Annotated in this window: 25 protein-coding genes, 1 pseudogene and 1 riboswitch; of the genes and pseudogenes, 13 read left to right on the top strand and 13 right to left on the bottom strand. The window is 52.1% G+C overall.

Features of this window, described 5'->3' with window-relative positions; genetic code table 11:
* Positions 1-10 precede the first annotated feature (10 nt).
* The gene (gene ttdB, locus SBG_RS14485) at positions 11-616 is read right to left on the bottom strand and encodes a L(+)-tartrate dehydratase subunit beta (protein WP_000722944.1); all 606 of its coding nucleotides are present in this window, start codon (positions 614-616) and stop codon (positions 11-13) included.
* Positions 613-1,524, bottom strand: coding sequence for a L(+)-tartrate dehydratase subunit alpha (gene ttdA, locus SBG_RS14480; RefSeq protein ID WP_024135119.1), 912 nt, complete (start codon positions 1,522-1,524; stop codon positions 613-615). Before ttdA ends, ttdB begins: the two co-directional genes overlap by 4 nt.
* Before the next feature lie 207 nt (positions 1,525-1,731).
* Between ttdA and ttdR the strand changes: the two genes are divergently transcribed.
* Positions 1,732-2,664 carry an L-tartrate utilization transcriptional activator TtdR gene (gene ttdR, locus SBG_RS14475; protein ID WP_015703018.1) on the top strand — a complete coding sequence of 311 codons (933 nt, stop codon included), beginning with the start codon at positions 1,732-1,734 and terminating at the stop codon, positions 2,662-2,664.
* A gap of 86 nt (positions 2,665-2,750) precedes the next feature.
* On the opposite strand, the gene plsY is transcribed toward ttdR, so the two are convergent.
* Positions 2,751-3,368 carry a glycerol-3-phosphate 1-O-acyltransferase PlsY gene (gene plsY, locus SBG_RS14470; RefSeq protein WP_001272783.1) on the bottom strand — a complete coding sequence of 206 codons (618 nt, stop codon included), beginning with the start codon at positions 3,366-3,368 and terminating at the stop codon, positions 2,751-2,753.
* A gap of 106 nt (positions 3,369-3,474) precedes the next feature.
* Between plsY and folB the strand changes: the two genes are divergently transcribed.
* Together folB and bacA are read left to right on the top strand one after the other, a co-directional pair.
* On the top strand, positions 3,475-3,834 hold the full coding sequence (folB, locus tag SBG_RS14465; protein WP_000355774.1) for a bifunctional dihydroneopterin aldolase/7,8-dihydroneopterin epimerase: 360 nt from the start codon (positions 3,475-3,477) through the stop codon (positions 3,832-3,834).
* A gap of 96 nt (positions 3,835-3,930) precedes the next feature.
* The gene (gene bacA, locus SBG_RS14460; protein ID WP_000999219.1) at positions 3,931-4,752 is read left to right on the top strand and encodes an undecaprenyl-diphosphate phosphatase; all 822 of its coding nucleotides are present in this window, start codon (positions 3,931-3,933) and stop codon (positions 4,750-4,752) included.
* Positions 4,753-4,798: 46 nt separating this feature from the next.
* On the opposite strand, the gene SBG_RS14455 is transcribed toward bacA, so the two are convergent.
* Both SBG_RS14455 and SBG_RS14450 read right to left on the bottom strand, forming a co-directional pair.
* Entirely contained in the window at positions 4,799-6,058 is a 1,260-nt protein-coding gene (locus SBG_RS14455) for a multifunctional CCA addition/repair protein (protein ID WP_000708462.1), read from the bottom strand.
* 62 nt (positions 6,059-6,120) lie between these two features.
* Complete coding sequence (locus SBG_RS14450; RefSeq protein ID WP_001125344.1) at positions 6,121-6,735, bottom strand: TIGR04211 family SH3 domain-containing protein; 615 nt, start codon at positions 6,733-6,735, stop codon at positions 6,121-6,123.
* A gap of 240 nt (positions 6,736-6,975) precedes the next feature.
* On the opposite strand from SBG_RS14450, the gene SBG_RS14445 reads away from it, so the two are divergent.
* From SBG_RS14445 to glgS, 4 genes are all read left to right on the top strand, one after another.
* Entirely contained in the window at positions 6,976-8,277 is a 1,302-nt protein-coding gene (locus tag SBG_RS14445; RefSeq protein WP_000046235.1) for a CYTH domain-containing protein, read from the top strand.
* A 116-nt stretch (positions 8,278-8,393) separates the two neighbouring features.
* Positions 8,394-11,237 (top strand): bifunctional [glutamate--ammonia ligase]-adenylyl-L-tyrosine phosphorylase/[glutamate--ammonia-ligase] adenylyltransferase, encoded by a 2,844-nt coding sequence (gene glnE / locus SBG_RS14440; RefSeq protein WP_000173804.1) that lies wholly within the window; start codon positions 8,394-8,396, stop codon positions 11,235-11,237.
* A 47-nt stretch (positions 11,238-11,284) separates the two neighbouring features.
* Positions 11,285-12,718, top strand: coding sequence for a bifunctional D-glycero-beta-D-manno-heptose-7-phosphate kinase/D-glycero-beta-D-manno-heptose 1-phosphate adenylyltransferase HldE (gene hldE, locus SBG_RS14435; RefSeq protein ID WP_000867676.1), 1,434 nt, complete (start codon positions 11,285-11,287; stop codon positions 12,716-12,718).
* A 353-nt stretch (positions 12,719-13,071) separates the two neighbouring features.
* Positions 13,072-13,281: a cell surface composition regulator GlgS gene (glgS, locus tag SBG_RS14430; RefSeq protein ID WP_000928924.1), complete on the top strand. Its 210-nt coding sequence runs from the start codon at positions 13,072-13,074 to the stop codon at positions 13,279-13,281.
* Between the two features lie 72 nt (positions 13,282-13,353).
* Here the strand turns inward: glgS and ubiK are convergent, their stop codons facing one another.
* Positions 13,354-13,650, bottom strand: a complete 297-nt coding sequence (ubiK, locus tag SBG_RS14425; protein ID WP_000566824.1) for a ubiquinone biosynthesis accessory factor UbiK — start codon at positions 13,648-13,650, stop codon at positions 13,354-13,356.
* A gap of 132 nt (positions 13,651-13,782) precedes the next feature.
* Positions 13,783-13,980, top strand: a riboswitch (FMN riboswitch).
* Positions 13,981-14,085: 105 nt separating this feature from the next.
* Here ubiK and ribB point away from each other — a divergent pair.
* Positions 14,086-14,739: a 3,4-dihydroxy-2-butanone-4-phosphate synthase gene (ribB, locus tag SBG_RS14415; RefSeq protein ID WP_001077008.1), complete on the top strand. Its 654-nt coding sequence runs from the start codon at positions 14,086-14,088 to the stop codon at positions 14,737-14,739.
* A 66-nt stretch (positions 14,740-14,805) separates the two neighbouring features.
* On the opposite strand, the gene dsbI is transcribed toward ribB, so the two are convergent.
* The 4 genes and pseudogenes from dsbI to zupT all read right to left on the bottom strand — a co-directional run bounded on the left by dsbI (position 14,806) and on the right by zupT (position 19,405).
* A complete protein-coding gene (gene dsbI, locus SBG_RS14410) occupies positions 14,806-15,492 on the bottom strand; it encodes a protein-disulfide oxidoreductase DsbI (RefSeq protein WP_000345580.1) in 687 nt (228 codons plus the stop codon).
* Positions 15,493-15,506: 14 nt separating this feature from the next.
* A complete protein-coding gene (locus SBG_RS14405; protein WP_000096227.1) occupies positions 15,507-16,178 on the bottom strand; it encodes a thiol:disulfide interchange protein DsbA/DsbL in 672 nt (223 codons plus the stop codon).
* A 19-nt stretch (positions 16,179-16,197) separates the two neighbouring features.
* Positions 16,198-17,993 (bottom strand): annotated as a pseudogene (locus SBG_RS14400) (aryl-sulfate sulfotransferase).
* Between the two features lie 638 nt (positions 17,994-18,631).
* Complete coding sequence (gene zupT, locus SBG_RS14385; RefSeq protein ID WP_000115868.1) at positions 18,632-19,405, bottom strand: zinc transporter ZupT; 774 nt, start codon at positions 19,403-19,405, stop codon at positions 18,632-18,634.
* A gap of 140 nt (positions 19,406-19,545) precedes the next feature.
* On the opposite strand from zupT, the gene ygiD reads away from it, so the two are divergent.
* Positions 19,546-20,334 carry a 4,5-DOPA-extradiol-dioxygenase gene (gene ygiD, locus SBG_RS14380; RefSeq protein ID WP_024135115.1) on the top strand — a complete coding sequence of 263 codons (789 nt, stop codon included), beginning with the start codon at positions 19,546-19,548 and terminating at the stop codon, positions 20,332-20,334.
* Positions 20,335-20,419: 85 nt separating this feature from the next.
* Here the strand turns inward: ygiD and SBG_RS14375 are convergent, their stop codons facing one another.
* The 3 genes from SBG_RS14375 to tolC form a co-directional block, all read right to left on the bottom strand.
* Positions 20,420-21,580, bottom strand: coding sequence for a glutathionylspermidine synthase family protein (locus tag SBG_RS14375; RefSeq protein WP_000442839.1), 1,161 nt, complete (start codon positions 21,578-21,580; stop codon positions 20,420-20,422).
* A gap of 5 nt (positions 21,581-21,585) precedes the next feature.
* Positions 21,586-22,257, bottom strand: a complete 672-nt coding sequence (locus SBG_RS14370) for a DUF1190 family protein (protein ID WP_000831530.1) — start codon at positions 22,255-22,257, stop codon at positions 21,586-21,588.
* Positions 22,258-22,471: 214 nt separating this feature from the next.
* The gene (gene tolC / locus SBG_RS14365; RefSeq protein ID WP_015703015.1) at positions 22,472-23,956 is read right to left on the bottom strand and encodes an outer membrane channel protein TolC; all 1,485 of its coding nucleotides are present in this window, start codon (positions 23,954-23,956) and stop codon (positions 22,472-22,474) included.
* Between the two features lie 199 nt (positions 23,957-24,155).
* Here tolC and nudF point away from each other — a divergent pair, with 199 nt between their 5' ends.
* Genes nudF through yqiA form a run of 4 tightly spaced genes read left to right on the top strand, consistent with a single transcriptional unit; the run spans position 24,156 to position 26,640 of the window.
* A complete protein-coding gene (nudF, locus tag SBG_RS14360) occupies positions 24,156-24,788 on the top strand; it encodes an ADP-ribose diphosphatase (RefSeq protein ID WP_001231945.1) in 633 nt (210 codons plus the stop codon).
* Positions 24,785-25,207, top strand: coding sequence for a DUF1249 family protein (locus tag SBG_RS14355; RefSeq protein WP_000833407.1), 423 nt, complete (start codon positions 24,785-24,787; stop codon positions 25,205-25,207). The genes nudF and SBG_RS14355 overlap by 4 nt, the downstream gene beginning before the upstream one ends.
* A 24-nt stretch (positions 25,208-25,231) precedes the next feature.
* Positions 25,232-26,059: a 3',5'-cyclic-AMP phosphodiesterase gene (cpdA, locus tag SBG_RS14350; protein WP_000444729.1), complete on the top strand. Its 828-nt coding sequence runs from the start codon at positions 25,232-25,234 to the stop codon at positions 26,057-26,059.
* Positions 26,059-26,640: an esterase YqiA gene (yqiA, locus tag SBG_RS14345; protein WP_000105730.1), complete on the top strand. Its 582-nt coding sequence runs from the start codon at positions 26,059-26,061 to the stop codon at positions 26,638-26,640. The genes cpdA and yqiA overlap by 1 nt, the downstream gene beginning before the upstream one ends.
* Positions 26,641-26,642 lie beyond the last annotated feature (2 nt).

The following is a 26,642-nucleotide window of genomic DNA, read 5'->3' as shown; positions in this document are numbered from 1 at the left end:
TCCGGGAAGGTTATTTGATGTAGTGAACGTGTTCGCAAATCTCGTCCACGATAGGGCCGCGACGTTCTGCGAACTGTTTTTTGTTTTCGGCGATCAGGTTATTACCATGGGTATCGATCGAAACGATCAGCGGGCCAAACTCTTTCACCCGGCAAACCCACAGCGATTCCGGCATCCCTAGTTCGGTCCAGTGCACCTCTTCAATTTCTTCAACCTGCGTTGCCGCCAGCACCGCGCAGCCTGCCGGGAAAATTACGTGTAGCGCTTTAAATTTCTGACAGCCTTCTTCGGTGAGCGGCCCCATGCCGCCTTTACCGACCACCAGTTTGACGCCGGTCTGCTCGATAAACTCTTTCTCAAAGGCTTCCATACGCATACTGGTGGTTGGGCCGACGGAAACCATTTCCCATTTTTCACCGTTCTTACGCACGATCGGCCCGGCGTGGAAAATCGCTTTACCGTTCAGATCGTAAGGAATTGGGCGCTTAAGCTCGATCAAACGACGGTGGCAGACGTCGCGACAGGTCACCAGCGTACCGGTCAGATAAATCACATCGCCAACGCGAATGTCTTCCAGATCTTCGGCTTTGATCGGGGTTGTCAGGATTTTTTTCATAACGCGCTCCGGGTGTGAGACAGGTTTTCGAAGGAGAGGTCAGAATGGACCAGCAGCGTACCGCGACGGTGCGCCCAGCAGCCGGTAGAAACGGCGACGCCAATGGTGGACGGGTGACGTGCGGCGGATTCGATATGCACGCCCATCACCGAACTATTGCCGGTGAGACCCTGTGGGCCAATGCCCAGACGGTTAAGCCCTTCTTCCAGGCGCAGCTCCAGTTCAGCGGCTTTCGGGTTTGGATGGCGGGTGCCGATTGGACGCAGAATCGCCTTACGCGACAGCACGGCGGCGGTTTCAACGGAGGTGGCGATCCCCACCCCAACCAGTACCGGCGGGCAGGCGTTGACCGCCAGCGTGGAAATATTTTCGAAGACGAATTTCACTACGCCTTCATAGCCTTCAGACGGCATCAGCACTTTGGAGCGCCCCGGTAAGGTACAGCCGCCGCCTGCCATGTAGACTTCGATTTCCGCGTCGTCGCCGTCCGGGATGATGTCCCAGGTGACCCACGGTACGCCACTGCCGGTATTTTTACCGGTATTCACTTCGTCAAAAATTTCTACCGCGTTGTGGCGCAGCGGCGCTTTTACCGTTGCGTCTTCCACCGCTTGTTTTAGAATGCTTTGCAGCTCGCCCAGCAGCGGGAAGCGGGAACCGACTTTAACAAAAAACATGATCTCACCAGTGTCCTGGCAGGCCGGACGGTTCAGATTGATAGCCTTTTGCATATTGTCGAACATCGTGTGGTAGATAATTTGTCCCATCTTTGATGTTTCGGTATCCCGCAGCTGTTTTAATTTATCAACGACGTCGTCAGGCATCCGGGTGGATATCATTGCAGTAAACTGAGCGACAATTTCTGTCAGCGTACTTATCGCCTTCTGTTTATTTTCATTGCTCATTATGTCAACTCCAGGAGTTTTATTTAGCTGGAAATAAATTCTGCGTATAAACTATCACTAAAAATAAGGTTTTATATTTTTGTCAGTGTGTATATGTAATTAACAGATCGTGAATCAAGCAGGAAAAGGCGACGAAAATTGCGCTAAAGCAGAGATTAAATACACGGTAGGATTTACACTGCGGCTATCAAAATGCGGGATAACCTGAACATGTTGCATAGCTATCCTTTAGCCAAAGATTTGCAGGTGCTGGTAGAAATCGTTCATAGCGGTAGCTTCAGCGCGGCGGCAGCAGCGCTGGGCCAGACGCCAGCGTTTGTGACCAAGCGTGTACAAATTCTGGAGGCGACGCTGGCGACAACCTTGCTGAATCGCTCAGCCAGAGGGGTGGCGTTAACAGAAAGTGGACAACGCTGTTATGAACAAGCGATGCATATTCTCACGCAATATCAGCGGTTGGTGGATGAGGTGACGCAGCTTAAATCGCGTCCGGTGGGGATGATCCGTATTGGCTGTAGTTTTGGTTTTGGTCGCAGTTATATTGCTCCCGCAATTACTGAATTAATGCGTAACTATCCTGAATTACAGGTGCATTTTGAACTGTTCGATCGACAAATCGATTTAGTACAGGATAACATCGATTTAGATATACGTATTAATGACGATATTCCTGATTATTATATTGCACATCTGTTAACGAAGAATAAAAGAATATTATGTGCTTCACCCACTTATTTACAAAAATATACCGCGCCGGAAACATTGCAGGAATTAATCCGGCACGATTGTCTGGTGACAAAAGAGCGCGATATGACACAGGGTATTTGGGAACTCGGCAACGGTCAGCAAAAAAAATCGGTGAAGGTGAGCGGACATCTTTCTTCCAACAGCGGGGAAATTGTGTTGCAGTGGGCGCTGGAAGGCAAAGGCATCATGTTGCGTTCTGAGTGGGATGTGCAGCCCTTTTTACAGAGCGGAGAACTGGTGCGCGTGTTACCGGACTACGCGCAAAGCGCCAATATCTGGGCGGTATATCGGGAGCCGCTTTACCGCAGCGTGAAGCTTCGGGTTTGCGTGGAGTTTTTAGCCGCCTGGTGTCAGCAACGGCTGGGCAAGCCCGATGAAGGTTATCAGGTGTTGTAGCCGGATAAGATGCTTTGTGGCGCCATCCGGCGATGTAAATGGCCAGATGGCGACTTCGCCTTATCCGGCCACGGTATGGCAACAAATTACTCTGGATCTTTCTCGCGCTTTTTTTTCAGCTTCGCCCAGATTTTCGTCTCCTGGCGGCGCCACAGTCGCTGGATATTGTCATGATGGCGCAGCAAAATCAGGCATGACAGCATGGACACCGGAAAGGTGAACTGCGGTTTGAACCACCAGACGTAAAACGGCGCAATTAACGCGCTGACAATGGCGCCTAATGATGAATAACCGCTTAACAGCACCGTTAGCAGCCAGGTACCCGCCATCACACCGGTTAAATCCCAGCCAATTGGCGCAATCGCGCCAAAAGCGGTGGCAACACCTTTGCCGCCTTTGAATCCGAAGAACACTGGCCAGATATGTCCCAGACAAGCGGCAATGGCGATAAGTCCCAGCCAGAAAGGGGTAACGCCTAACGCATACGCGCCCCAGACAGGCAGCATACCTTTCAGGATGTCGAAAATGAGTACCGCGACAGCTGCTCCCTTGCCACCGATTCGTAATACATTTGTCGCGCCCGGGTTGCCGGAGCCGCTCTCACGCGGATCGGGCAGGCCAGCGATGCGGCAAACCAGAATGGCACTGGAAATTGAGCCGCAGAGGTACGCGAAGAGGATCATTCCAGGCGCGATTGCACTCATAAGCTGTTCCGTTTTGAAAATGTCGTTTTATTCGCTACTTCTGTGGATAATACGCACATTTCACCGGAAGTGGTATCCGGGTTAGCCAAAAAGCAGGCAGGTCGTGATGGATATTGTATTTATAGAGCAACTTTCGGTAATCACCACTATCGGTGTTTACGACTGGGAACAGACTATCGAGCAAAAACTGGTGTTTGATATCGAAATGGCGTGGGACAACCGTAAGTCAGCGAAAAGTGATGATGTCGCCGATTGCTTAAGCTATGCGGATATCGCCGACACGGTGATAAATCATGTCGAAGGCGCGCGTTTCGCGCTGGTGGAAAGGGTGGCGGAAGAGGTGGCGGATCTGCTACTTAGCCGATTCAATTCTCCGTGGGTTCGCATCAAACTGAGCAAGCCTGGCGCCGTCGCGCGCGCGGCGAACGTAGGGGTAATTATTGAGCGTGGCAATAATCTGAAATAAAAATAAATAATTTTATATTTTTTAAACCAAACGGGTATATATGGGTCTTAACGCGAGATCCATTTTTGCTGTGTTTTTCATTTTAGGGGTTTATTGATGAACGATATGCACTCGCTGCTGATAGCGGCAATTTTGGGTGTGGTCGAAGGATTGACGGAGTTTTTGCCGGTATCCAGCACGGGCCATATGATTATTGTGGGGCATCTGCTGGGGTTTGAGGGCGAGACGGCTAAGACGTTCGAAGTGGTGATTCAACTGGGGTCTATCCTGGCGGTCGTGGTGATGTTCTGGCGGCGGTTGTTTGGTCTGATCGGTATTCACTTTGGCCGCCCGCTGCAACGCGAAGGTGAAAGTAAAGGTCGTTTAACGCTGATCCATATTCTGCTGGGTATGATTCCGGCGGTGGTGCTGGGACTGATCTTTCATGACACAATTAAGTCGTTATTCAACCCGATTAATGTGATGTACGCACTGGTGGTGGGGGGGGTACTGCTGATTGCTGCGGAATGCCTGAAGCCGAAAGAGCCGCGCGCGCCAGGGCTGGATGATATGACCTATCGTCAGGCGTTTATAATTGGCTGCTTCCAGTGTCTGGCGCTGTGGCCAGGCTTCTCACGTTCCGGGGCGACGATCTCCGGTGGGATGCTGATGGGCGTCAGTCGTTACGCTGCCTCCGAGTTCTCCTTCCTGCTGGCGGTGCCGATGATGATGGGCGCCACGGTTCTGGACCTCTATAAAAGCTGGTCATTCCTGACCGTAGCGGATATTCCGATGTTCGCAGTGGGTTTTGTGACGGCGTTTGTGGTGGCGCTGATTGCTATCAAAACTTTCCTGCAACTGATTAAGCGTATCTCGTTTATTCCGTTTGCGATTTACCGTTTTGTGGTGGCGGCTGCCGTTTACGTGGTGTTCTTCTGATAACTAACCGTGCAGGATGGCGTTGTTCTGCCATCCTGCCTCCGGTTTATCTACCGGATGGTGTTGAGCTGACAGGCTTCGGGCAGCGCTTCTCTTTCCAGTGGGCTACCGCCGCGATCCGGCGTCGGGTCAGTTCTTCGCGGATCTCCGCGCCTTTGAATCCTGCCTCAACAACGTCTTTCGTAGGTACCGCTTGCGCCACCAGCCACGCTTCGCGCAGTAAGCGCCCCTGCGGGTAATCTGACGCTTCAAAGCCTGTGCGTCCACGAACGTCGGCTTCACTGGTCAGCGCAATCTGCTCAACACGCTGCGGCTTACGCCATGCGTCAATAGCGTCGAACAGCTTCACAATCGTCTTCGGCTGCAAAATGGGAAAGGTATGAATAAGATCGTGAAATTCGGCCACCAGTCTGGCTAAATCACGCAAATCGTTGGGGACGCGCAAACGCTGGCATAATTGTTCTACCAGTTTCACGCCAGCCGGACCGTGACCGTGATGACGTGGCCAGAGGGCTTTCGGCGTCAGGCCTTTACCGAGATCGTGGCAAAGTGTGGCGAAACGCACATCCACCTGTGGACTGAGCATTGCCGCCATCGACAGTGTCATCAGCGTATGGATGCCAGTATCAATTTCCGGATGCCACTTCGCTGGCGCGGGTACGCCAAACAGGGCGTCAATTTCCGGAAACAAGACACGCAGGGCACCGCAGTCGCGCAATACCTGAAAATAGACCTGCGGATTGCGGGTAGTAAGCGCGTTTTCCGTCTCTTTCCATACCCGCTCCGGCGTCAGGTGCTCCAGCTCACCGGCCCTGGTCACCTCGCGCATCAGCGTCAGCGTTTCATCGGCGATCCGGAAACTCAGGTGGGCATAGCGAGCGGCAAAACGCGCCACGCGCAACACGCGTAACGGATCTTCGCTAAACGCGGGAGAAACATGGCGCAGCAGACGCGCCTCCAGATCCCGGCGTCCGTGGTAGGGGTCGATAATCAGCCCGTCATCGTCGCGCGCCAGAGCATTAATAGTGAGATCGCGGCGCTGGAGATCGGCTTCCAGCGTGACGTCCGGCGCGGCATAGCAGGTAAAACCCGTATACCCGGCGCCTGATTTGCGCTCGGTACGCGCCAGAGCGTATTCTTCGTGTGTTTGCGGATGGAGAAACACAGGAAAATCACGGCCTACCTGTTGGTAGCCCGCGTTGAGCATCTCCTGCGGCGTGGCGCCGACAACGACCCAATCTTTATCTTTAACCGGTAGCCCTAACAACGCATCCCGAACCGCACCACCGACCAGATAAATCTTCACGCCACTTTCCTTTTAAAAACGATCATCCTCTAATGATAAGACAGTGCGGCGGAGAAGGCGATTTAGTTCATCCAGCGGTCTTTGCGTTTACGGCTTGGGATCATATGCGGCAACACCAGTCCTAACAGTAAACCAATGCCTAACACGCCGCCGCCATACATAAACCACTGCATAATAATGGTGCGCTGTTTGTCATCCAGTTGTAGATTCGCGGCGCTGACTTTTTTCTGCGCCACAATCAGCTCGTTTTTCAGCTTCTGGTTCTCTTCTTTCAGTCCGTTGATGACGCTATCGCTTTGCGCCACTTTCTGCTGCATGTCGGCGGTGCGCTGATTCCACGTGGTATCAATATTGTTGAGTTTATCCGTCAGCGTTTTGACCTGATTTTCCAGATCCGGCACGCGGGTACGCAAACTTGGCGTGGTATTCAGCTCTTTTAACGGTATCCAGGCCGTACGACCGGAACTGTCTTTGATTTGACCGTAGTTAGCATCACTCTGTAAGAGCGTGACCTCCTCGCCAGCGTTGACAGTGCCCACAAGGCGATAATTATCTCCCGGACCGCTGCGGACCCAGGTATTTAGTTCGTCAGAAACATAGCGCGTCTCTTCAGCATGGGAGACGGCGGTGGCGCTAAGCGCAAGTAAAGTTAGTCCAATCAGGCGTAATTTTGGCATCAGGCTGTCGTTATTGTCAGATAAAGTGGAACGATAGTAACGGCATCAGTGTCGCTACGCAAAGCAGTCGACATCAATCGGAATCATCCGTGTCATCTTTGCCGCTGCGTCAAATTTTTACGCCCGTCAAATTGACCGTTGCATGGCAATTTGGCGCAAAATACTATCTACTGACAAAAATAATGCGGGTAAGTTCGCCAGTAATCTTCCCATATGTGACATAACCAATAAGTACAGGCCATGGCTCAGGAAATCGAATTAAAGTTTATCGTCAATCACGACGCCGTAGATTCGCTGCGTAGTCATCTACATACACTCGGCGGCGAGCATTACGCGCCCAGCCAGTTGCTGAATATCTACTACGAAACGCCGGATAACTGGTTACGCCGCCATGAGATGGGGCTGCGTATTCGCGGGGAAAATGGTCGCTATGAAATGACCATGAAAACAGCCGGACGGGTGACGGGCGGGTTGCATCAGCGTCCGGAATACAATGTCACGCTAAGCGAACCCGTTCTGGATCTGACGCAGCTTCCGCAGGACGTCTGGCCTGGCGGTGAATTGCCCGCCGGACTGGCTTCCAGCGTACGCCCGTTGTTTAGCACCGACTTTTACCGTGAAAAATGGCGCCTTGATGTTGACGGCAGCACGATTGAAATTGCGCTCGATCTGGGCGATGTCAACGCTGGCGAATTTGCCGAACCGATTTGTGAGCTGGAGCTTGAGTTGCTTAGCGGCGATACACGCGCCGTATTAAAGCTGGCGAAGCAACTGGTGTCGCAAACCGGTTTACGCCAGGGGAGCCTGAGTAAGGCGGCGAGAGGCTATCATCTGGCGCAGGGCAATGCGCCGCGAGGGAATAAACCAACGGCAATACTACAGGTTGCTGCGAAAGCCAATGTGGAACAAGGACTGGAGGCCTCGCTGGAGCTGGCGTTGTCACAGTGGCAGTACCATGAAGAACTCTGGCTACGGGGCGACGAATCGGCGAAAGAGCACATGTTGGAGGCTATGGGGCTGGTACGCCATACCTTAATGCTCTTTGGCGGTATTGTGCCGCGTAAAGCGAGTACTCACTTACGTGATTTACTCACTCAGGCGGAAGCTACGATGGCATCTGCGGTATCTGCCGTCACTGCCGTTTACAGTACGCCAACGGCGATGGCGAAACTGGCGTTGACGGAATGGCTGGTGACAAAAGCCTGGCAGCCTTTTCTGGATGCGAAAGCGCAGACCAAAATGGCCGACTCTTTTAAGCGTTTCGCTGATATCCACCTTTCTCGCCATGCCGCTGAATTGAAAGGTGTTTTTGGACAACCGCTGGGTGACAGGTATCGCGATCAGGTGCCTCGTTTGACGCGCGATATCGACAGCGTTTTACTGTTGGCGGGATATTATGATGCTGTGGTCGCTCAGGCATGGCTGGGAAACTGGCAAGGACTGCGTCACGCCATTATTACCGGGCAACACATTGAAATTGAGCATTTCCGCAATGAGGCTATTAATCAGCAACCGTTCTGGTTGCATAGCGGAAAACGATAACCTGAGTCGTAAAAAGGCCTGATGGCGCTGTGCTTATCAAGCTTGCGGTATACGGGCTTGTAGGCCGGATAAGGCGCAACGCCGCCATCCGGCATTATTTAAAGGACATCCCCTGAATGACGTTGCTCTCTTCACCTTTACCGCAGTACTGGCAGACCGTGGTTGAGCGCCTGCCGGCACAGTTTACCGAGACATCGCTTAGCGCACAGGCGAAGTCAGTACTTACATTTAGCGATTTTGTACTGGATAGCGTGGCCGCGCATCCTGAGTGGCTTGCCGGGCTGGAATCTGCATCGCCACAGGCCGATGAATGGCGACACTATGCTGCGTGGTTACAGGAAACTCTGGCAGAGGTCTGTGATGAAATCTCACTGATGCGCGAACTGAGGCTGTTTCGTCGTCGCATCATGGTACGCATCGCCTGGGCGCAGGCGTTGTCGCTGGTGGAGGACGAGCATATTTTACAGCAGTTAAGCCATCTGGCGGAGACGCTCATCATAGGCGCGCGCGACTGGCTGTATGCCGCCTGCTGCCGCGAGTGGGGAACGCCTTGTAATCTGCAGGGCGTTCCGCAACCTCTGCTGATTTTAGGCATGGGCAAGCTGGGCGGCGGTGAACTGAATTTTTCTTCTGATATCGATTTGATATTCGCCTGGCCGGAACATGGTTCAACCCAGGGGGGACGTCGTGAGCTCGACAACGCCCAGTTCTTTACGCGTCTGGGGCAGCGGCTGATCAAAGTTCTGGATCAACCCACGATGGATGGCTTTGTCTATCGTGTGGATATGCGTCTGCGGCCGTTTGGCGACAGCGGTCCGCTGGTGCTGAGTTTTGCTGCGCTGGAAGATTACTATCAGGAACAGGGGCGCGACTGGGAACGGTATGCGATGGTGAAAGCGCGGATCATGGGCGACAACGACGACGCCTGGTCTCGTGAATTGCGCGCTATGCTGCGACCCTTCGTCTTCCGTCGCTATATTGATTTCAGCGTCATCCAGTCGCTGCGCAATATGAAAGGGATGATCGCCCGCGAAGTGCGTCGACGGGGGTTGAAAGACAATATTAAACTTGGCGCGGGCGGTATTCGTGAAATCGAGTTTATCGTTCAGGTGTTCCAGTTGATTCGCGGCGGACGTGAGCCGTCGTTACAGTCGCGTTCGTTATTGCCAACATTAAAAGCAATCGCCATGCTGCATCTGCTGCCTGAGCGCGATGTGGCGCAACTGCGTTCGGCTTATCTGTTTCTGCGTCGTCTGGAAAACCTCCTGCAAAGCATCAACGACGAACAGACGCAAACGCTGCCAGGCGACGATCTGAATCGGGCGCGGTTGGCCTGGGGAATGCATTCAGATAGCTGGCCGCAGCTTGTTGACAAGTTGACGGAACATATGGCTAACGTACGTCGCGTATTCAACGAATTGATTGGCGATGATGAAAATGATACTCCGCAGGAGGAAGCGCTTTCGGAACCGTGGCGTGAAGTATGGCAGGATGCGCTCCAGGAGGATGACTCGACGCCGGTGCTGGCGCATTTGACCCGTGACGCTCGTCAACAGGTTTTGACCTTGATCGCTGACTTCCGTAAGGAACTGGATAAACGCCCTATCGGTCCGCGTGGACGGCTGGTACTGGACCAACTGATGCCGCATTTGCTCGCCGACGTCTGCTCCCGGGAAGACGCCGCCGTTACGTTATCGCGTATTATGCCGTTGCTGGCGGGGATTGCCACGCGTACCACGTATCTGGAGCTGCTAAGCGAGTTTCCCGGCGCGCTTAAACACCTGATTACGCTTTGTGCCGCCTCGCCAATGATTGCGAGCCAGTTGGCGCGTTATCCGTTGTTGCTTGATGAACTGCTGGACCCCGGCACGCTTTATCAGCCAACCGCCACTGACGCCTATCGTGACGAATTACGGCAATATTTGCTGCGAGTACCGGAAGAGGACGAAGAGCAGCAACTGGAGGCATTGCGCCAGTTTAAACAGGCGCAGCTTTTGCGAATAGCGGCGGCGGATATTACCGGTACGCTACCGGTAATGAAAGTGAGCGATCACCTCACCTGGCTGGCGGAGGCGATGATTGACGCTGTCGTGCAGCAAGCGTGGACACAAATGGTCGCGCGGTATGGTCAGCCAACGCATCTGGACGAACGTTCGGGACGAGGCTTAGCGGTTGTCGGCTATGGCAAGTTGGGCGGATGGGAGCTCGGCTACGGTTCCGATCTGGACTTGATCTTCCTGCATGATTGCCCGATGGATGTCATGACTAACGGCCAACGTGAAATCGACGGGCGGCAGTTTTATCTGCGGCTGGCGCAGCGCATTATGCACCTGTTCAGCACGCGTACCTCTTCCGGCATTTTGTATGAGGTGGATGCGCGGCTGCGTCCCTCCGGCGCGGCGGGAATGCTGGTGACCTCCATGGAGGCATTTGCCGATTATCAGCAGAATGAGGCCTGGACGTGGGAACATCAGGCGCTGGTTCGCGCTCGCGTGGTCTACGGCGACCCGCAGCTTACCTCACAGTTTGATGCGGTACGCCACACTATCTTGACGGCGGCGCGTGACGGTAAGACATTGCAAACCGAAGTGCGTGAGATGCGCGAGAAAATGCGGGCGCATCTCGGCAATAAGCATCGCGATCGCTTTGATATCAAAGCCGATGAGGGCGGCATTACGGATATTGAGTTTATCGCGCAATATCTGGTACTGCGCTACGCTCATGAAAACCCTAAATTAACGCGCTGGTCTGATAACGTGCGCATTCTGGCGCTTCTGGCGCAAAACGGCATTATGGATGAACATGAGGCGCAGGCGCTGACCGTAGCCTACACCACGCTGCGCGATGAATTACACCACCTGGCATTGCAGGAGCTTCCCGGCCATGTGGCGCAGACGTGTTTTAGTAAAGCGCGCGCGCTGGTGCAGGCGAGCTGGCGGAAGTGGCTGGCAGCCGTTTGAATTATGCTATTATCGCGCGCAAATTTTGAATCTCTCAGGAGACAGGAATGAAAGTAAATCTGCCAGCGTTTGAACGTGCGGGCGTCATGGTTGTGGGTGATGTAATGCTGGATCGCTACTGGTATGGCCCTACTTGCCGTATTTCACCGGAAGCGCCGGTGCCCGTTGTTAAAGTGAATAGCGTTGAGGAACGTCCGGGCGGCGCGGCGAACGTGGCGATGAACATTGCGTCTCTGGGAGCGAACGCCCGTCTGGTCGGCCTGACGGGAATTGATGACGCCGCGCGTGCGCTGAGCAAAACGTTAGCGGAGGTCAACGTAAAGTGTGACTTCGTTTCTGTACCGACGCACCCGACGATTACCAAGCTGCGTGTGCTGTCCCGTAACCAGCAGCTTATTCGCCTTGATTTTGAAGAAGGTTTTGAGGGGGTGGACCCGCAGCCGTTGCATGAGCGTATCAACCAGGCGCTGGGATCGATCGGCGCGCTGGTCTTGTCCGATTATGCCAAAGGCGCGCTGACCAGCGTGCAGACGATGATTGCTTTGGCGCGCCAGGCAGGCGTGCCGGTGCTCATCGATCCTAAGGGGACGGATTTTGAGCGTTATCGCGGCGCCACGCTGCTCACGCCGAACCTTTCTGAATTTGAGGCTGTCGCGGGTAAATGTAAAAGCGAAGACGAACTGGTTGACCGCGGCATGAAATTGATTGCCGATTTCGACCTTTCCGCGTTGTTGGTCACGCGTTCCGAGCAGGGGATGACGCTACTGCAACCGAATAAAGCGGCGGTCCATATGCCGACGCAGGCGCAGGAAGTTTATGACGTTACTGGTGCGGGCGATACGGTGATTGGCGTGCTGGCGGCAACGTTAGCGGCGGGTAATTCGCTGGAAGAGGCGTGTTATTTCGCCAATGCGGCTGCGGGTGTCGTGGTGGGTAAACTCGGGACCTCGACGGTTTCCCCAATTGAGCTGGAAAACGCGGTACGTGGGCGTGCGGATACCGGCTTCGGCGTCATGACTGAAGACGAGCTGAAACAGGCCGTCGCCAGCGCGCGTAAACGTGGCGAGAAAGTGGTCATGACCAACGGTGTTTTCGATATTCTGCACGCGGGCCACGTCTCTTATCTGGCGAACGCGCGCAAGCTGGGCCATCGTCTGATTGTGGCGGTCAATAGTGATGCCTCGACTAAGCGTCTGAAAGGTGAAAGCCGTCCGGTTAATCCGCTGGAACAGCGTATGATTGTGCTGGGCGCGCTGGAGTCGGTCGACTGGGTTGTCGCTTTTGAAGAAGATACGCCGCAACGACTGATTGCCAGTATTCTGCCGGATCTACTGGTAAAAGGGGGTGACTATAAGCCGGAAGAGATTGCGGGCAGTGAAGAGGTCTGGGCCAACGGCGGCGAAGTGATGGTACTGAACTTTGAAGATGGTTGTTCCACGACGAATATCATTAAAAAGCTCCAGACAGAGCGCGATACGTAAAACGTGACAGGCAGCGCTATCAGGTGTGACAGATGCCGTGGGCGCTGAAGATGAAGGCGCGTTGGACATGCTGTGTCGACGCGCCTTTCACGGTTATGGCGTGCGGGTCGCCATAAACTCTGCGGCTTCTTTCTTTGCTGTTGCCTGTATGATCAGTGCGACCATTGTTGCTTTAACATCCAGTACGTGAGGCCCCTTAAGGCTGCAATAACTTTATACGCGGTCATATTGGAGGAAATTGTGATCCCGGGCATTATACTTTCGCACGTTATGTATAAACCCACCGTACATATAGGGAAATACTGAAATTAGAAAAAGCATATGGCCTTAACAGAATTTAATCACTGGAGGGTATGCTGATGAACAACAATAACGTCTATTCATTAAATAATTTCGATTTCCTGGCGCGCAGTTTTGCCAGAATGCAGGCAGAGGGGCGTCCTGTTGATATTCAGGCTGTAACCGGCAATATGGACGAAGCGCACCGTGACTGGTTTTGTAAGCGTTACGCGCTTTACTGTCAGCAGGCGACTCAGGCGAGGAAGTTAGAAGTAGAACATTAACCCTTCACCTGTTTTCAGGCGACAGGGTATAACGAAGATTTTATGAACGGGCCGTCAGGCCCGTTCGTGTTTTTACTCTTGCGGATCGACTGGCGGAATGGCGGGCGCTGGTTTTACTTCCTCAGGCTTGTCGCGTGCTTCCAGTTCGCTGAGACGTTGTTCCAGCAACGCCAGTTTCTCCCGGGTGCGCAGCAAAACTTGAGTCTGGACATCAAACTCTTCGCGGCTCACCAGATCGAGACGCGTCAGCTGAGATTGCAGCGTTTGACGGATTTTCTTCTCGATATCTTCCCCGAACTCGCGAATACCTTTCGGCATTGACTCATGAACCTGGCGTGCGATTTGCTCAATTTTTTTCGGGTCAATCATTGTGGTTTCCCTGAACTGGTAAGTGTTAGCTCTTATTGTAGTGCGATATGTGGGTGTCATAAACCAGAATTGTGTGATGTGATGCGGAGTAAAGACGTTGATGAAGGTAATCAATAGCGTTATAGTTAACCCGCTTATTCTCAGGGCGGGGCGAAATTCCCCACCGGCGGTAAATCAGCGATGTTTAACGGTTTTTTGTTGCGGTATACCGAGACAAAAATCGCAGGACCAGCTGAAAGCCCGCGAGCGCTTTTTGCGATAGCGAAAAGGTCAGCAGATCCGGTGTAATTCCGGGGCCGACGGTTAAAGTCCGGATGGGAGAGGGTAACGATCCAGCCGGGCATGGACCCGCTCACGTTATTTTTTTGCCGCCTGTCGGTACTCCTAAGACTGCCCTGATTCTGGTAACCATAATATTAGTGAGGTTTTTTTACCATGAATCAGACGCTACTTTCCTCTTTTGGTACGCCTTTAGAACGTGTTGAGCGTGCACTGGATGCGCTGCGTGAAGGACGCGGTGTGATGGTGCTTGATGATGAAGATCGCGAAAACGAAGGCGATATGATTTACCCCGCAGAGACGATGACTGTAGAACAGATGGCGCTCACTATTCGTCATGGTAGCGGTATTGTCTGTTTGTGCATGACTGAAGAACGACGCAGACAGCTTGATCTGCCGATGATGGTGGAAAACAACACCAGCGCTTACGGTACCGGTTTTACCGTTACGATTGAAGCCGCAGAAGGCGTCACAACAGGTGTATCCGCCGCTGACCGTGTGACAACGGTACGTGCCGCTATCGCCGATGGCGCAAAACCTTCCGATCTTAACCGTCCGGGCCATGTTTTCCCACTGCGCGCGCAGGCAGGCGGCGTGTTGACGCGCGGTGGCCACACGGAAGCGACCATTGATTTGATGACTCTGGCCGGCTTTAAACCTGCTGGCGTGCTGTGCGAACTGACCAATGACGATGGGACGATGGCGCGGGCGCCGGAGTGCATTGCGTTTGCAGGCCAGCATAATATGGCCGTTGTCACGATCGAAGATCTGGTGGCGTACCGTCTGGCGCATGAACGTAAGGTGAGTTAATCGGGCTTTGACATTTGTCGTTGTGATGAAAAAACCGAAGCTAAAAGCGCTTCGGTTTTTTTGTTATTATGCGCGGGTTTTGCCTCTGGAGAGCTTTATCACCCAGGCGCCGCTCATGATCAGCAGCAGAATCAGACACACCCCAAAGGCCAACAGACATGCCTGTGCCATGTTCATAAAGTGCCAGGGGGGTAGCAGATACCAGCCTTCGGAATGCTGGTAGAGGTCGACAAACCACTGCTGTATATTACTAAGTGTCACGCCATCAGGGACGACAGGCGCGTCATAACCGCAGTCGCCGGTAGGTTTAAACCACTCCGGCGCCCATTCCGCCAATGGTAAGTTGAAAGGGAACGTTGGGTCGGTTGAACAACCTTGCACGCCGAAAAGCGAATCGGGGTCCGGGTTATGTACCGCATAATGGATGCCATTAAGTTTAATAGAAAACATAATGCCCATAATGCTGCCATAAAACGCCGCGATGCAGCCAATCAGCTTCAGCACGATATTTTTGGGATTTATCGCCGCAATAACCCCGCCAAACACCATTACCAACATCGCATAGCGAATGTAAACACACTGCTCGCACGGCGCCATGTAGAGGTAGATTTGGAAGAACGAGTGCGCCAGGATAATTAACCCGCCCATTGCGACGGCCATGAATAGCCACAGAAAACGCTGTTCCTGCCATTTCACCAGCGTATCCACAGGGCTTGCGCGTAGGTCTCGCCATAGTCCCTTAATAAAATCCATAATCGTTTTCCTGCTTATTTTTTAGTGGCCAGTTCCCGAACGAGTTCAGCCATAGAATCGATGGATTTGATATTTTTGGTATAGATAAGATACTTGCCGTTGACGACATAAGCCGGAACACCCTGAATTTTGGCAACGTCGTAGGCCGCTTTCCATTTTTCCAGCGTTTCCTGAACGGCGGGCTCTTTCAGCGCCGCTTCAAAATCAGCCTGGCTCATGCCTGCGGCATCCAGGCCGGTTTTAATAAAGGATGCCGGGTCTTTTCCATCTGACCAGCGTTCTTTCTTATCATGGTAAGCCGCGTACCAGGCGAATTTCGCTTTTTTGAACTGTGATTTAGCATCAAATAACGAGATACCCGCTGCTTTATCTTTAGCAATCAGTACCGCAAATACTTCGCTGGCCTGTTTGCCATAATCACCTTTGGTTTCCAGGTGAAATGGGGTGAACGTAACGATATCGGCAACTTTATCAGATACCGGACCTGTTACGGCCTTATCATATTTGTAGCAGAACGGGCAGGCGTAGCTAAATACTTTAATCAGTGTTTTATCGGCATTGGGAATGGGTTTTTCCAGTACCACATAATCTGTACCTTCGGTAAAAGCCGATGCCGCAAAAGGAGTCGCCAGTGCTGCGGTTAATATTATGCTTTTAAATAAAGCGGTAATCCATTTAGATGACATATTAATTCCTTCCCGTGATTTATTTAAACATTTGTTGTGGATGAACCAGTAACGCACGATAGTGAGTCTGGTTGGGTTTATCCGACAGCACATCAATTTCAACCTTCACTTCTTTTGTCTTATAGTCAATTTCATTAAGTTTGCCGACCGTCGGTTTGCCAACGTCGAACAAATTAATGGAGCCACCAAAGCCGAACATGGTGTCGCGGTCTTTTTGATATTCTACGACCGAGGTGATGGGGCTATAGAAATCATATCCACGTTCTTTACCGTATTCCCACACTTGCTGTACGGTACCTTTCTTCTCATCGATCTTATATTCGACAAAACGGGAATATTTCATGGTCGGCAGGGCTGGTTGCTCCAGGTTGCGACCATCGCCGTTATCAAAGACGGTTAACGTGCCTTTACTGGAAAGCCATGCTGTATGTTGGGTATAGGTGAAATCGAAATCAGTATTCTCACACTTGCCGTTTTCGTCACAGGTCAGCGGCTTACCCTGCCCGTCTACTGGTTTCAGTAATTTGCTGGCCAGTGGTTTATTCCAGCCTTTAGACGGCGCCAGTATCCATTTTACTTGCTTATCACGACCGATTTTTACGATACCCTGATGGCGGGAAGAGAGGATAATGGTGTCGTCTTTTGCGTCATAAGCGATAGAGTTGACGTGGGCCCAGTTACGGCCTGGGCCGACCCCAAGCGCATCGCCATACGGTGTATCCGGTTCAAGCTGCGCCTGCTGTCCGGCATGGGCCAGATCGACATTTACACATACCGCACCTGCATCCAGCGCGCCGAGCAGCGCATCACGCATAGGGTCAAGGATTTTAGTTAAATCCCAAACGTCTACCACGCGGCCGGACTTATCGACCTCAATAATTTGATCACGTATGGTATGGACGTGAAGACCGTCTTCTTTACGGTAATTACGTTTGCCGACACGCAACAGTACGGTGCCGTTCACCGTTTCGATGGATTCATGAGAAGCGTCCATAAACCCGCGCGGTAATTTATGGTCGGCAAGGATTTGCACCATCATGTCAAACTCGTACCAGTGCTGCCCCTGAACGGCGGTAAAGGTGCCGCGAGGTGTTTCCCGGATGCCCATCAGATAGCCGCGTTTATTGATATCCCTATCGTGACCGTCATAGAAGGTGTCCTGATCCAGCCACCAGCGATATTCACCCTGTGTGTCGACGACAAACGTATAAGGGGCGATATCGAAAGGCAAGGCCCCGCCCGCCGGACCAGCATCAAGAATACCCGCATTTTTATCTTTTTCGCCGTGCCAGTGAAATTCAGCGCCCTGTGGCGTAAAAGTGTGGGTATTTACCAGATAAAGGCGGTCTTCAAATCCCGGCGCGACTTTAATAACTTTCGTTTGCTGGAGATCTGAAATAGAACGGTTATCCATATAATGGTTGACGATAGCAGATGTTTGTACCACATAGTCATCCTTCATGGCTTTACCATTTTCTTTATATTCTACCGTGACATTGTTAGCAAATTTCTGGTAAAGACCGAAAATTGGGATACCATCATAAGTTTTTAACGATTCTTGCCCAACGGTATAAGTAACAGGAACGCCTTTTCCCCTTTTCCATGTACGGTAACTTTGACATCGGAAATCATATGGCTATCTAATTCGACCAGGGCGGTGAGGGGGGCATTTCCGTAAGGGTCAACAATGACGGCGCCTAACTTCCCTGCGGGTTGCGCAGGTTGAAAACCAGCAGCAAATATACTGGCTGAAGTAAGTCCGTATGTCAGCGCGACGGCGCCGGCAAGTAATGTTTTTCGGCATTGATGAAACATGGATATATCTCCTTATATAAAAATTATAAATGCAAAACGTCTTCTTGTGATATTTTTATGGATAATAAGTGAGGGGGTTATTACCCTTTAAATATAAAACATAATGCTATTGTTTATTATAAAATATATTTGTCATCAATATTTTTAATTACTTATCTTCATCGATAGTAGAAGGGGGTTATTTTAAGAACAATATAAATTAGCGCGAAGTGTGATCTTATCGACATTGTTTTCCGCTTATTACTTTTTTCATTATTCGGCTTCACAGCTGATTTATATGATCAAAATCATTTATTTGTTCCGCAAATATGCCAGTATATGAATACGTCAAAATAAGGGTATGTGAAATTTTAACGTTAAATGTTTAGGAATGTTAAATTTTAAGGGTGAAAAGGATGTTTATTGCCTGGTATTGGATCATATTCATTGTTCTTGTGGTAATAGGATATATTTGCCATATGAAGCGTTATTGCAGAGCGTTTCGGCAGGACAGAGATGCATTACTTGAAGCGCGAAGAAAACTTTTCCGCCAGATGAACGAAGGCGATAGCGCGATAAATGAGCAAAAATAGCGCATGATGCTTGTCGGGCCGCCGGAAACAGCCCGGTAAAAGGGCCGCATCCGGCGCGACGTATCCTTAACCGATACCTATCGTCTGCAAAATGACGAGACTCAGTCCCATGACGGACATGCCGCAGAGCACGCCATAGCTGGGGTTATTGTTAGGATCGATCTCTTTGGCCAGTGGCATTAGTTCATCGACGGAGAGCGCCACCATAATACCGGCGACCGCCGCCATGATGGCCGCCATGACGATCGGCGATACCAGACTTCCCAGAATCAGCCACGCCAGCACGCCACCCAGAATTTCCGCCATACCGGAGATGCCGGCCCAAAAAATCGCGGTACGTTTTGAGCCCGTCGCGGCATAAACCGGACCGGCGACCGCCAGACCTTCAGGAATGTTGTGTAGCGCTACCGCCAGCGCGATTCCAAAGCCCAGTTCAAGATTACTGCTGGCGGTGACAAAGGTGGCGATCCCTTCTGGAAAATTATGCAGGCTAATACCGAGCGTCAATAAAATCGCAGTACGTTTTATTGAGCCGGGAATCGGCTGTTGCCTTTTTTGCACTAAATCCTGCGGGTGGGCATGAGGAAGCAGGCGATCCAGCCCAAAGTAGCCCAGCAGGCCGATAATAAACATGCCGTAGCCCAATACGGGTGACATTCCCTCTGTATCAAGTGCGGCAGGCAGCATCTCCATCAGTGAGATGAGTAGCATAATCCCGGCCGCGAAGCCCAGCGAAAAAGCCAGCATACGGTTAGACGGTTTTTGGCCGAGAACGCCAAGAAACGCGCCAATAAATGTGGCGGCGCCCGCCAGTAAGGTCAGAATAAGTGGTACTGACATCCATTACTCCTTATCAATTTGCCGTCCGGACCTGACCTTCAAAATAACTGATGATCTTCATCATGGTTATCTGAGTTCTTCCTCTGTGAAGAAAGCGTATGGTGATGTTATCAAAATGTCTTTCCTGTAAGGATAACATCATGTCTTTAACACGTATGCCAGCACTCTTTTTAGGGCATGGTAGTCCGATGAACGTGCTGGACGATAATGACTATACCCGCGTCTGGCAGCGACTGGGGGAGACGTTGCCACGTCCGAAAGCCATTGTTGTAGTTTCTGCGCACTGGTTTACCCATGGTACGGGCGTAACGGCAATGGAAACGCCAAAAACGATCCATGATTTTGGCGGTTTCCCTCAGGCCTTATACGACACGCATTACCCGGCTCCCGGTTCGCCAGAACTGGCGCAGCGTCTGGTGGCACTGTTGGCTCCTGCTCCCGTTGCGCTCGATAAAGAGGCGTGGGGATTTGATCACGGTTCCTGGGGCGTCTTGATTAAGATGTACCCGAATGCGGATATCCCGATGGTACAACTTAGCGTTGACAGGACCAAACCTGCAGCATGGCATTTTGAGATGGGCCGTAAGCTCGCGATCTTGCGCGATGAAGGCATTATGCTGGTTGCCAGCGGTAACGTGGTACATAACCTGCGTACGGTGCGCTGGCAGGGGGACAATATGCCGTATCCGTGGGCGGTGTCATTTAATGACTATGTGAAAGCCAATCTGACGTGGCGGGGGGCGGTGGAGCAGCATCCGCTGGTGAACTATCTTGAGCATGAAAGCGGAGCATTGTCGAACCCGACACCGGAACACTATTTGCCACTGCTGTATGTGTTAGGTGCATGGGACGGCAAAGAGCCGGTCACCATCCCGGTCGACGGGATTGAGATGGGAAGTTTGAGTATGTTGTCAGTGCAGGTGGGATGATTTATGGCCGATGGCGCTACGTTTATCGGGCCTACAGTGGGTACTGTAGGCCGGGTAAAGGAGAACCACCACCCGGCCCACTCAATTATTCGACAAAAATATGTGGATAGAAGCGGGAGAGATCCTGGGTGATCAGTGCTCTGTCTTCACGAATACCGATCCCCGCCGGTTGATCGTTGATGAGCCAACTGCCGATCAGCGTATAGCTATCGCCAAATTTTGGCAGTGGATAGAACTGTTGCACGATCATGCCTTCTTCACCATACGGGCCTTCAACGGATTCGATCGTTTTACCGTTTTCAATAATCGATACGTTCGCTCCCTCGCGTGAGAAGATCGGCTTCACGACATATTTATCCATTTGCGGATGGTCGTCTTCGGCAAAGTAAGCTGGCAGCAGGTTCGGATGGTCCGGGAACATTTCCCACAACAGCGGCAACAGGGCCTTGTTAGAGATAATGCTCTTCCAGGCCGGTTCCAGCCAGCGAACACCGGCATCTTCCAGCTTGGTTGAGAACATCTCACGCAGCATAAACTCCCATGGGTAGAGCTTGAACAGATTCGCGATGACCTGATCCTGCAAATCCGTGAACTGACCTTTTTCACCCAGCCCGATATCCTCGATATAGAGAAATTCGGTGGCGATTTCCGCTTCCGCCGCGCAATCCTGCAAATACTGGATGGTACCGCGATCTTCTACCGTATCACGACAGCAGGTCAGATGCAGAAGTTGAAAACCGTACTGCTCACGCAACTGGGCAAAACGCGCAATCAGCTTTTCCTGCAGACTGTTGAACTGATCGCTGCTTTCCGGCAAGTTGCCGGCATTGAGCTGATCTTCCAGCCAGATCCACTGGAAAAACGCCGCCTCATACAGGGAGGTGGGCGTATCGGCATTGTTTTCGAGGAGCTTAGGCTCGCCGATGCCGTCCCATGCTAAATCGAGACGGGAATAGAGTGACGGTTGCTGCGTATGCCAGGACTGACGAACAAATCCCCAGGTGTGTTTCGGGATGCGGAATTTAGTCATCAGCTCATCGCTGGCGATAACCTTTTCTACCACCTTGAGGCACATCTGGTGCAGTTCGGCGGTGACCTCTTCCAGCGTTTCCACCTGGGCGAGCGTTAGCTTGTAATAAGCATCTTCACACCAGTACGGTTCACCGTACATAGTGTGAAAATTAAACCCGTATTCGGTGGCTTTGTCGCGCCAGTCCGGGCGCTCGGTAATACTGACTCTTTCCATGTTGATTAGCCGCCCATAGAACGCGAAGAGGTGCCGGTGGCGCTACGCTGCATGGTACTTTGTTTCGCGACGGATTCGCCAAAGCCGCCTCGGGTTACCGTCGTTGTGGTAGCCGGTTTCGGCGCCATGGCTGTTTTCGGAACGGTCATCGTACGGCCCGGCGTGGCTGCGCCGTAGTTTTTACCACTGGCATCAGTGTATTTGCCGTATGCCGGGCTGGCCGGATTTTTTGAGCTAAATAGCGGCTGTTGCGCAAAACCTGCGCCGCCGCCCATCAGACGCCCCATCATGTACCCTGCCATCAGCGGCATCCAGAAACTACCGCTGGATTGCTGGGCCTGAGCCTGATTTTCGGGCGCCATACCCGCCTGTGCGGGGGCTTGCTGACATTGACCTTCGCCAAATTCAGCGACGCAATCTTCACGTGTAGCATACTTAGGCGCGGTACGTTCGGCCTCTTTCAGTGCATTGTTGTATGCGGTCGTACATTCCGCGCTTTTGCCCGGATTCGCCGCAGAACAGTCGTCAGCGTTTTGATACAGAGATACGGTTTCGTCGCTCTTTTCACAGCCGGCCAGCATAAAAACAGCCGTAACCGCCAGCGCGACGGGCGTTAAATGCCGTGCGCTCCAGCTTTTGCGAAACGATGCGTGGTGGATGGATTTTGTCCGTTTCATATTTGTCTTCCAGGACCCAGTGGTAAACACAGTAAATAATGCTCAGGATAGTGGATGACTGGTCGAAATTGAAGCGAAAAGGGGAGAGAATGCGGCGCAATGGTGGGATCTTTACGTTGTCTTACGTTCGGCAACGATTTAATGCAGGGTAACGGCCACGCCTTATCCGGCCTACGGGAATGCAGGCCGGATAAGCGAAGCGCGGTAGGCAGGATCAGTTGTGGAAAGGATTACCGCTCTTGCTGCTGGTGGTACGTGCTGCGGTCGGCTGTACTGCCGGTGCGGCGGTATTGGCGCTATAGCCGTCAGCAGCAGCGTCCTGCTCCGGCGTTTCCGGCGCAACGCTTTCCGGCGAGGTCGGGATCGGTTTACCTAACGTACTATTAAGCGCGAGCAGATCCTGTTCGTTCAGCGTACCCAGAGCATATTTAATATTTAGCTGGTTAATCAAATAAGTATAACGCGCGTTGGCAAGTTGCTGCTTGGCGTCATACAGAGTGGTGGTGGCATCCAGTACGTCAACAATGGTACGTGTACCGACCGAGTAACCGGCTTCCATTGCATCCAAAGAACTTTGCGCGGAAACGACTGCCTGTTTGTACGCGTTAATACTGCTGATGGAGGCGTTAATATTGTTAAAGGAAGAACGTACGGTCTGCACTACGCTACGATGCGCGCTTTCTAACTGTTCGCTCGCGCCAACGAAGTTATACTGCGCCTGTTTTACCTGCGAGTTAACCATCCCGCCCTGGTAAATCGGCAGGGAGAAGTTCAGGCCGATTTTATTCTGCCCCATGTTGCTATCGTCGTACTGACTGCCTGGACCGTGTGTGTTAGAACCGCTATAAGAGGTATCAGAAACACCGGTCGATGCCGTTAAATTCAGCGTCGGCAGATGGCCGTCCTGCGCCTGGCGGATTTGTTCACGCGCCAGATCCTGGCTTAAGCGTGCCTGCAACAGCGACAGGTTGCGGTTTTCTGCTTCTTTCAACAGAGCGTTAACCGCTTTAGGTTTATCAGTCTTAAAATGTTCGACGTTAAGTGATGCCAGCTCCGGATAATAGTTGCCGGTCACCTGGCGCAACTCTTCTACTGCGTTATCCAGGTTATTACGGGCGGTGACTTCATTCGCCAGAACAGTGTCGTATTGCGCACGGGCGTTTTGCACATCGGTAATAGCGACCAGACCAACGTTAAACCGTTGCGTTGTTTGATCTAACTGACGGTAGATAGCCTCTTTTTGCGCCTGGGTATAGGAAAGCACATCAATAGCGTTCAATACCTTAAAATAGGCATTGGCAGTATTGAGGATCAGTGTCTGCTGATCGGTCTGATAGGTGACGTCCTGAATACCCGCTGCTTTTTCTTGCAGGGTTAACGCGCGCCATTTCGACATATCAAACAGCGTCTGTGTTAATTGCAGGGAAGCGCTGGTTTCATTGGAGTTGATGCCATTCGCATCACGGTAACCGTTGCTGTAGGTGTAGTCGGCACCTAAACCGAGTTGCGGCAGTAAAGGACTACGCGCTTCGTTAATCTTTTCGAATGCAGCATCGCGATCGGCAGCGGATTTACGCAATTCCGGGTTGCTCAGGCGTGCTTGCTGATAGACTTGCATCAGGTTCTCTGCCTGGCTTAATGTGCTGAACCCCGACAGGCTCAGGCCGATAAGGATGGGGAGCAATTTCTTCATTTGCATTCCTTGTTGTGAAGCAGTATTTAGCGCTGTTCAATTTGTAAAAATAATTGCTGATTCTAGCAGAATCCGCCACTGCAAAAAGTTGGCGTTACGTGCCATACGGCGTTAATTGGCACCAATTTACCACAAGGGTGATAAAACAGCAGTCAACTCCCCTTGAAATTCATCATTTAACCATTATTGGTAGCAGGACAGCACCATGCGTAAATCAGACAACTTGCCGGTCACTTTTACTAAGAACGATGTAGAAATTATTGCACGTGAAACGCGCTATCGCGGTTTTTTTTCACTGGATTTGTATCGCTTTCGCCATCGTTTATTCAACGGAGAAATGAGTGGCGAGGTGACACGAGAAATTTTTGAGCGCGGGCACGCCGCCGTCTTGCTACCCTTTGACCCTGTGCGGGACAAAGTGGTACTGGTTGAACAGATTCGCATCGCGGCGTATGACACAAGCGTTACGCCATGGCTGCTGGAAATGGTCGCCGGGATGATTGAAGAAGGCGAAACTATTGAAGAGGTCGTCCGACGGGAGGCCATGGAAGAAGCGGGGCTGACCGTTGGTCGCACCAGGCCGGTGATCAGTTATCTGGCGAGCCCTGGAGGAACCAGCGAGCGCTCATCTATTCTGGTGGGGGAAGTGGACGCGACGACCGCGATGGGTATTCACGGTCTGGCGGATGAAAACGAAGATATTCGGGTTCATGTGGTAAGCCGGGAGCAGGCATACCAGTGGGTAGAAGAGGGGAAAATCGACAACGCAGCCGCGGTCATCGCTTTGCAATGGCTTCAGTTGCATCATCAAGAGTTAAAAAACGAGTGGAAAAAATGAAGCGTTATACACCTGACTTCCCTGAAATGATGCGTTTGTGCGAAACCAACTTTTCGCAATTGCGCCGCCTGCTGCCGCGCAATGACGCACCCGGTGAAACGGTGAGCTATCAGGTGAGCAACGTACAATATCGGTTAACGATTGTGGAATCGACCCGATACACTACGCTTGTAACGATCGAGCAAACGGCGCCAGCCATCACCTACTGGAGCCTGCCGTCTCTGACGGTGCGCCTCTACCATGATGCGATGGTGGCTGAAGTGTGTTCAAGCCAGCAGATCTTTCGCTTCAAAGCGCGGTATGATTATCCAAATAAAAAGTTGCATCAACGCGACGAAAAGCATCAAATTAATCAGTTTCTGGCCGACTGGCTACGATTCTGTTTAGCACATGGAGCGATGGCGATTCCGGTTTATTAGCGTCGTGAAACCTAAGGACACCATTTGGAAAGCCTGTTAACCCTACCTCTGGCTGGTGAGGCCCGAGTGAGGATTTTACAAATTACAGATACTCACCTGTTTGCCGAAAAGCATGAAACGCTGTTAGGTGTTAATACCTGGGAAAGTTACCAGGCCGTGCTGGACGCCATTCGGGCGCAACAGTATGAATATGATCTGATCGTGGCGACAGGCGATCTGGCGCAGGATCAATCCGCTGCGGCTTATCAGCATTTTGCTGAGGGTATCGCAAGTTTTCGTGCGCCTTGCGTTTGGTTGCCGGGCAATCATGATTTTCAGCCCGCGATGTACAGTGCGCTACAAGACGCGGGGATCTCCCCGGCCAAGCGCGTGTTAATCGGCGAACAGTGGCAGATTTTATTGCTGGATAGCCAGGTGTTTGGCGTTCCGCATGGCGAACTGAGCGAGTTTCAACTGGAATGGCTTGAACGCAAGCTTACCGATGCGCCAGAGAGACAAACATTGCTACTCTTACACCATCATCCGTTGCCGGCAGGATGCAGTTGGTTGGATCAGCATAGCTTGCGCAATGCCGCCGAACTGGATAGTGTTCTGGCGAATTTCCCGCGCGTGAAGTACCTGTTATGCGGACATATTCACCAGGAATTGGATCTTGACTGGAACGGGCGTCGTCTGCTGGCATCACCGTCAACCTGCGTACAGTTCAAACCCCACTGCGCGAACTTTACGCTGGATACTATCGCGCCGGGCTGGCGTACGCTGGAACTCCATGCGAACGGCCTCCTGGAGACGGAAGTGCATCGCCTGCAGGATACGCGGTTCCGGCCCGATACCGCCTCGGAAGGTTACTGATGTCTACGCTTCTCTACTTGCATGGGTTCAACAGTTCCCCTCGCTCGGCAAAAGCATGTCAGTTGAAAACCTGGCTGGCAGAGCGTCATCCTCATGTCGGGATGATCGTGCCCCAGTTGCCGCCATACCCTGCCGATGCGGCGGAGTTGCTGGAGTCTATCGTGCTTGAGCATGGCGGAGAGCCATTAGGACTGGTAGGATCGTCTTTGGGGGGATATTACGCCACCTGGCTGTCGCAATGTTTTATGTTGCCTGCCGTGGTAGTGAACCCCGCCGTGCGGCCCTTTGAATTACTGACTGACTACCTCGGACAGAACGAGAACCCCTACACCGGGCAGCAATATGTGCTAGAGTCACGCCATATTTACGATCTCAAAGTCATGCAGATTGACCCGCTGGAAGCGCCGGATTTGATCTGGCTGCTGCAACAGACGGGCGATGAAGTGTTGGATTACCGCCAGGCGGTGGCGTATTACGCCCCCTGCCGCCAGACCGTGATTGAGGGCGGGAATCACGCATTCTCGGGCTTCGAAGATTATTTCAACCAGATTGTCGATTTTCTTGGACTGCACAGTTTCTGACA

Source organism: Salmonella bongori NCTC 12419 (assembly GCF_000252995.1).
Lineage (GTDB): Bacteria > Pseudomonadota > Gammaproteobacteria > Enterobacterales > Enterobacteriaceae > Salmonella > Salmonella bongori.
The sequence above is the reverse complement of the archived record's forward strand: the minus strand, read 5'-3'. Positions and strand labels throughout refer to the sequence as shown.

What these genes read in the sequence shown, in the direction of transcription:
- ttdB (WP_000722944.1), bottom strand. Translation starts at nt 616, where the DNA reads ATGAAAAAAATCCTGACAACCCCGATCAAAGCCGAAGATCTGGAAGAC.
- ttdR (WP_015703018.1), top strand. Translation starts at nt 1,732, where the DNA reads ATGTTGCATAGCTATCCTTTAGCCAAAGATTTGCAGGTGCTGGTAGAA.
- plsY (WP_001272783.1), bottom strand. Translation starts at nt 3,368, where the DNA reads ATGAGTGCAATCGCGCCTGGAATGATCCTCTTCGCGTACCTCTGCGGC.
- folB (WP_000355774.1), top strand. Translation starts at nt 3,475, where the DNA reads ATGGATATTGTATTTATAGAGCAACTTTCGGTAATCACCACTATCGGT.
- bacA (WP_000999219.1), top strand. Translation starts at nt 3,931, where the DNA reads ATGAACGATATGCACTCGCTGCTGATAGCGGCAATTTTGGGTGTGGTC.
- SBG_RS14450 (WP_001125344.1), bottom strand. Translation starts at nt 6,735, where the DNA reads ATGCCAAAATTACGCCTGATTGGACTAACTTTACTTGCGCTTAGCGCC.
- SBG_RS14445 (WP_000046235.1), top strand. Translation starts at nt 6,976, where the DNA reads ATGGCTCAGGAAATCGAATTAAAGTTTATCGTCAATCACGACGCCGTA.
- glnE (WP_000173804.1), top strand. Translation starts at nt 8,394, where the DNA reads ATGACGTTGCTCTCTTCACCTTTACCGCAGTACTGGCAGACCGTGGTT.
- hldE (WP_000867676.1), top strand. Translation starts at nt 11,285, where the DNA reads ATGAAAGTAAATCTGCCAGCGTTTGAACGTGCGGGCGTCATGGTTGTG.
- glgS (WP_000928924.1), top strand. Translation starts at nt 13,072, where the DNA reads ATGCTGATGAACAACAATAACGTCTATTCATTAAATAATTTCGATTTC.
- ubiK (WP_000566824.1), bottom strand. Translation starts at nt 13,650, where the DNA reads ATGATTGACCCGAAAAAAATTGAGCAAATCGCACGCCAGGTTCATGAG.
- ribB (WP_001077008.1), top strand. Translation starts at nt 14,086, where the DNA reads ATGAATCAGACGCTACTTTCCTCTTTTGGTACGCCTTTAGAACGTGTT.
- dsbI (WP_000345580.1), bottom strand. Translation starts at nt 15,492, where the DNA reads ATGGATTTTATTAAGGGACTATGGCGAGACCTACGCGCAAGCCCTGTG.
- SBG_RS14405 (WP_000096227.1), bottom strand. Translation starts at nt 16,178, where the DNA reads ATGTCATCTAAATGGATTACCGCTTTATTTAAAAGCATAATATTAACC.
- zupT (WP_000115868.1), bottom strand. Translation starts at nt 19,405, where the DNA reads ATGTCAGTACCACTTATTCTGACCTTACTGGCGGGCGCCGCCACATTT.
- ygiD (WP_024135115.1), top strand. Translation starts at nt 19,546, where the DNA reads ATGTCTTTAACACGTATGCCAGCACTCTTTTTAGGGCATGGTAGTCCG.
- SBG_RS14375 (WP_000442839.1), bottom strand. Translation starts at nt 21,580, where the DNA reads ATGGAAAGAGTCAGTATTACCGAGCGCCCGGACTGGCGCGACAAAGCC.
- SBG_RS14370 (WP_000831530.1), bottom strand. Translation starts at nt 22,257, where the DNA reads ATGAAACGGACAAAATCCATCCACCACGCATCGTTTCGCAAAAGCTGG.
- tolC (WP_015703015.1), bottom strand. Translation starts at nt 23,956, where the DNA reads ATGCAAATGAAGAAATTGCTCCCCATCCTTATCGGCCTGAGCCTGTCG.
- nudF (WP_001231945.1), top strand. Translation starts at nt 24,156, where the DNA reads ATGCGTAAATCAGACAACTTGCCGGTCACTTTTACTAAGAACGATGTA.
- SBG_RS14355 (WP_000833407.1), top strand. Translation starts at nt 24,785, where the DNA reads ATGAAGCGTTATACACCTGACTTCCCTGAAATGATGCGTTTGTGCGAA.
- yqiA (WP_000105730.1), top strand. Translation starts at nt 26,059, where the DNA reads ATGTCTACGCTTCTCTACTTGCATGGGTTCAACAGTTCCCCTCGCTCG.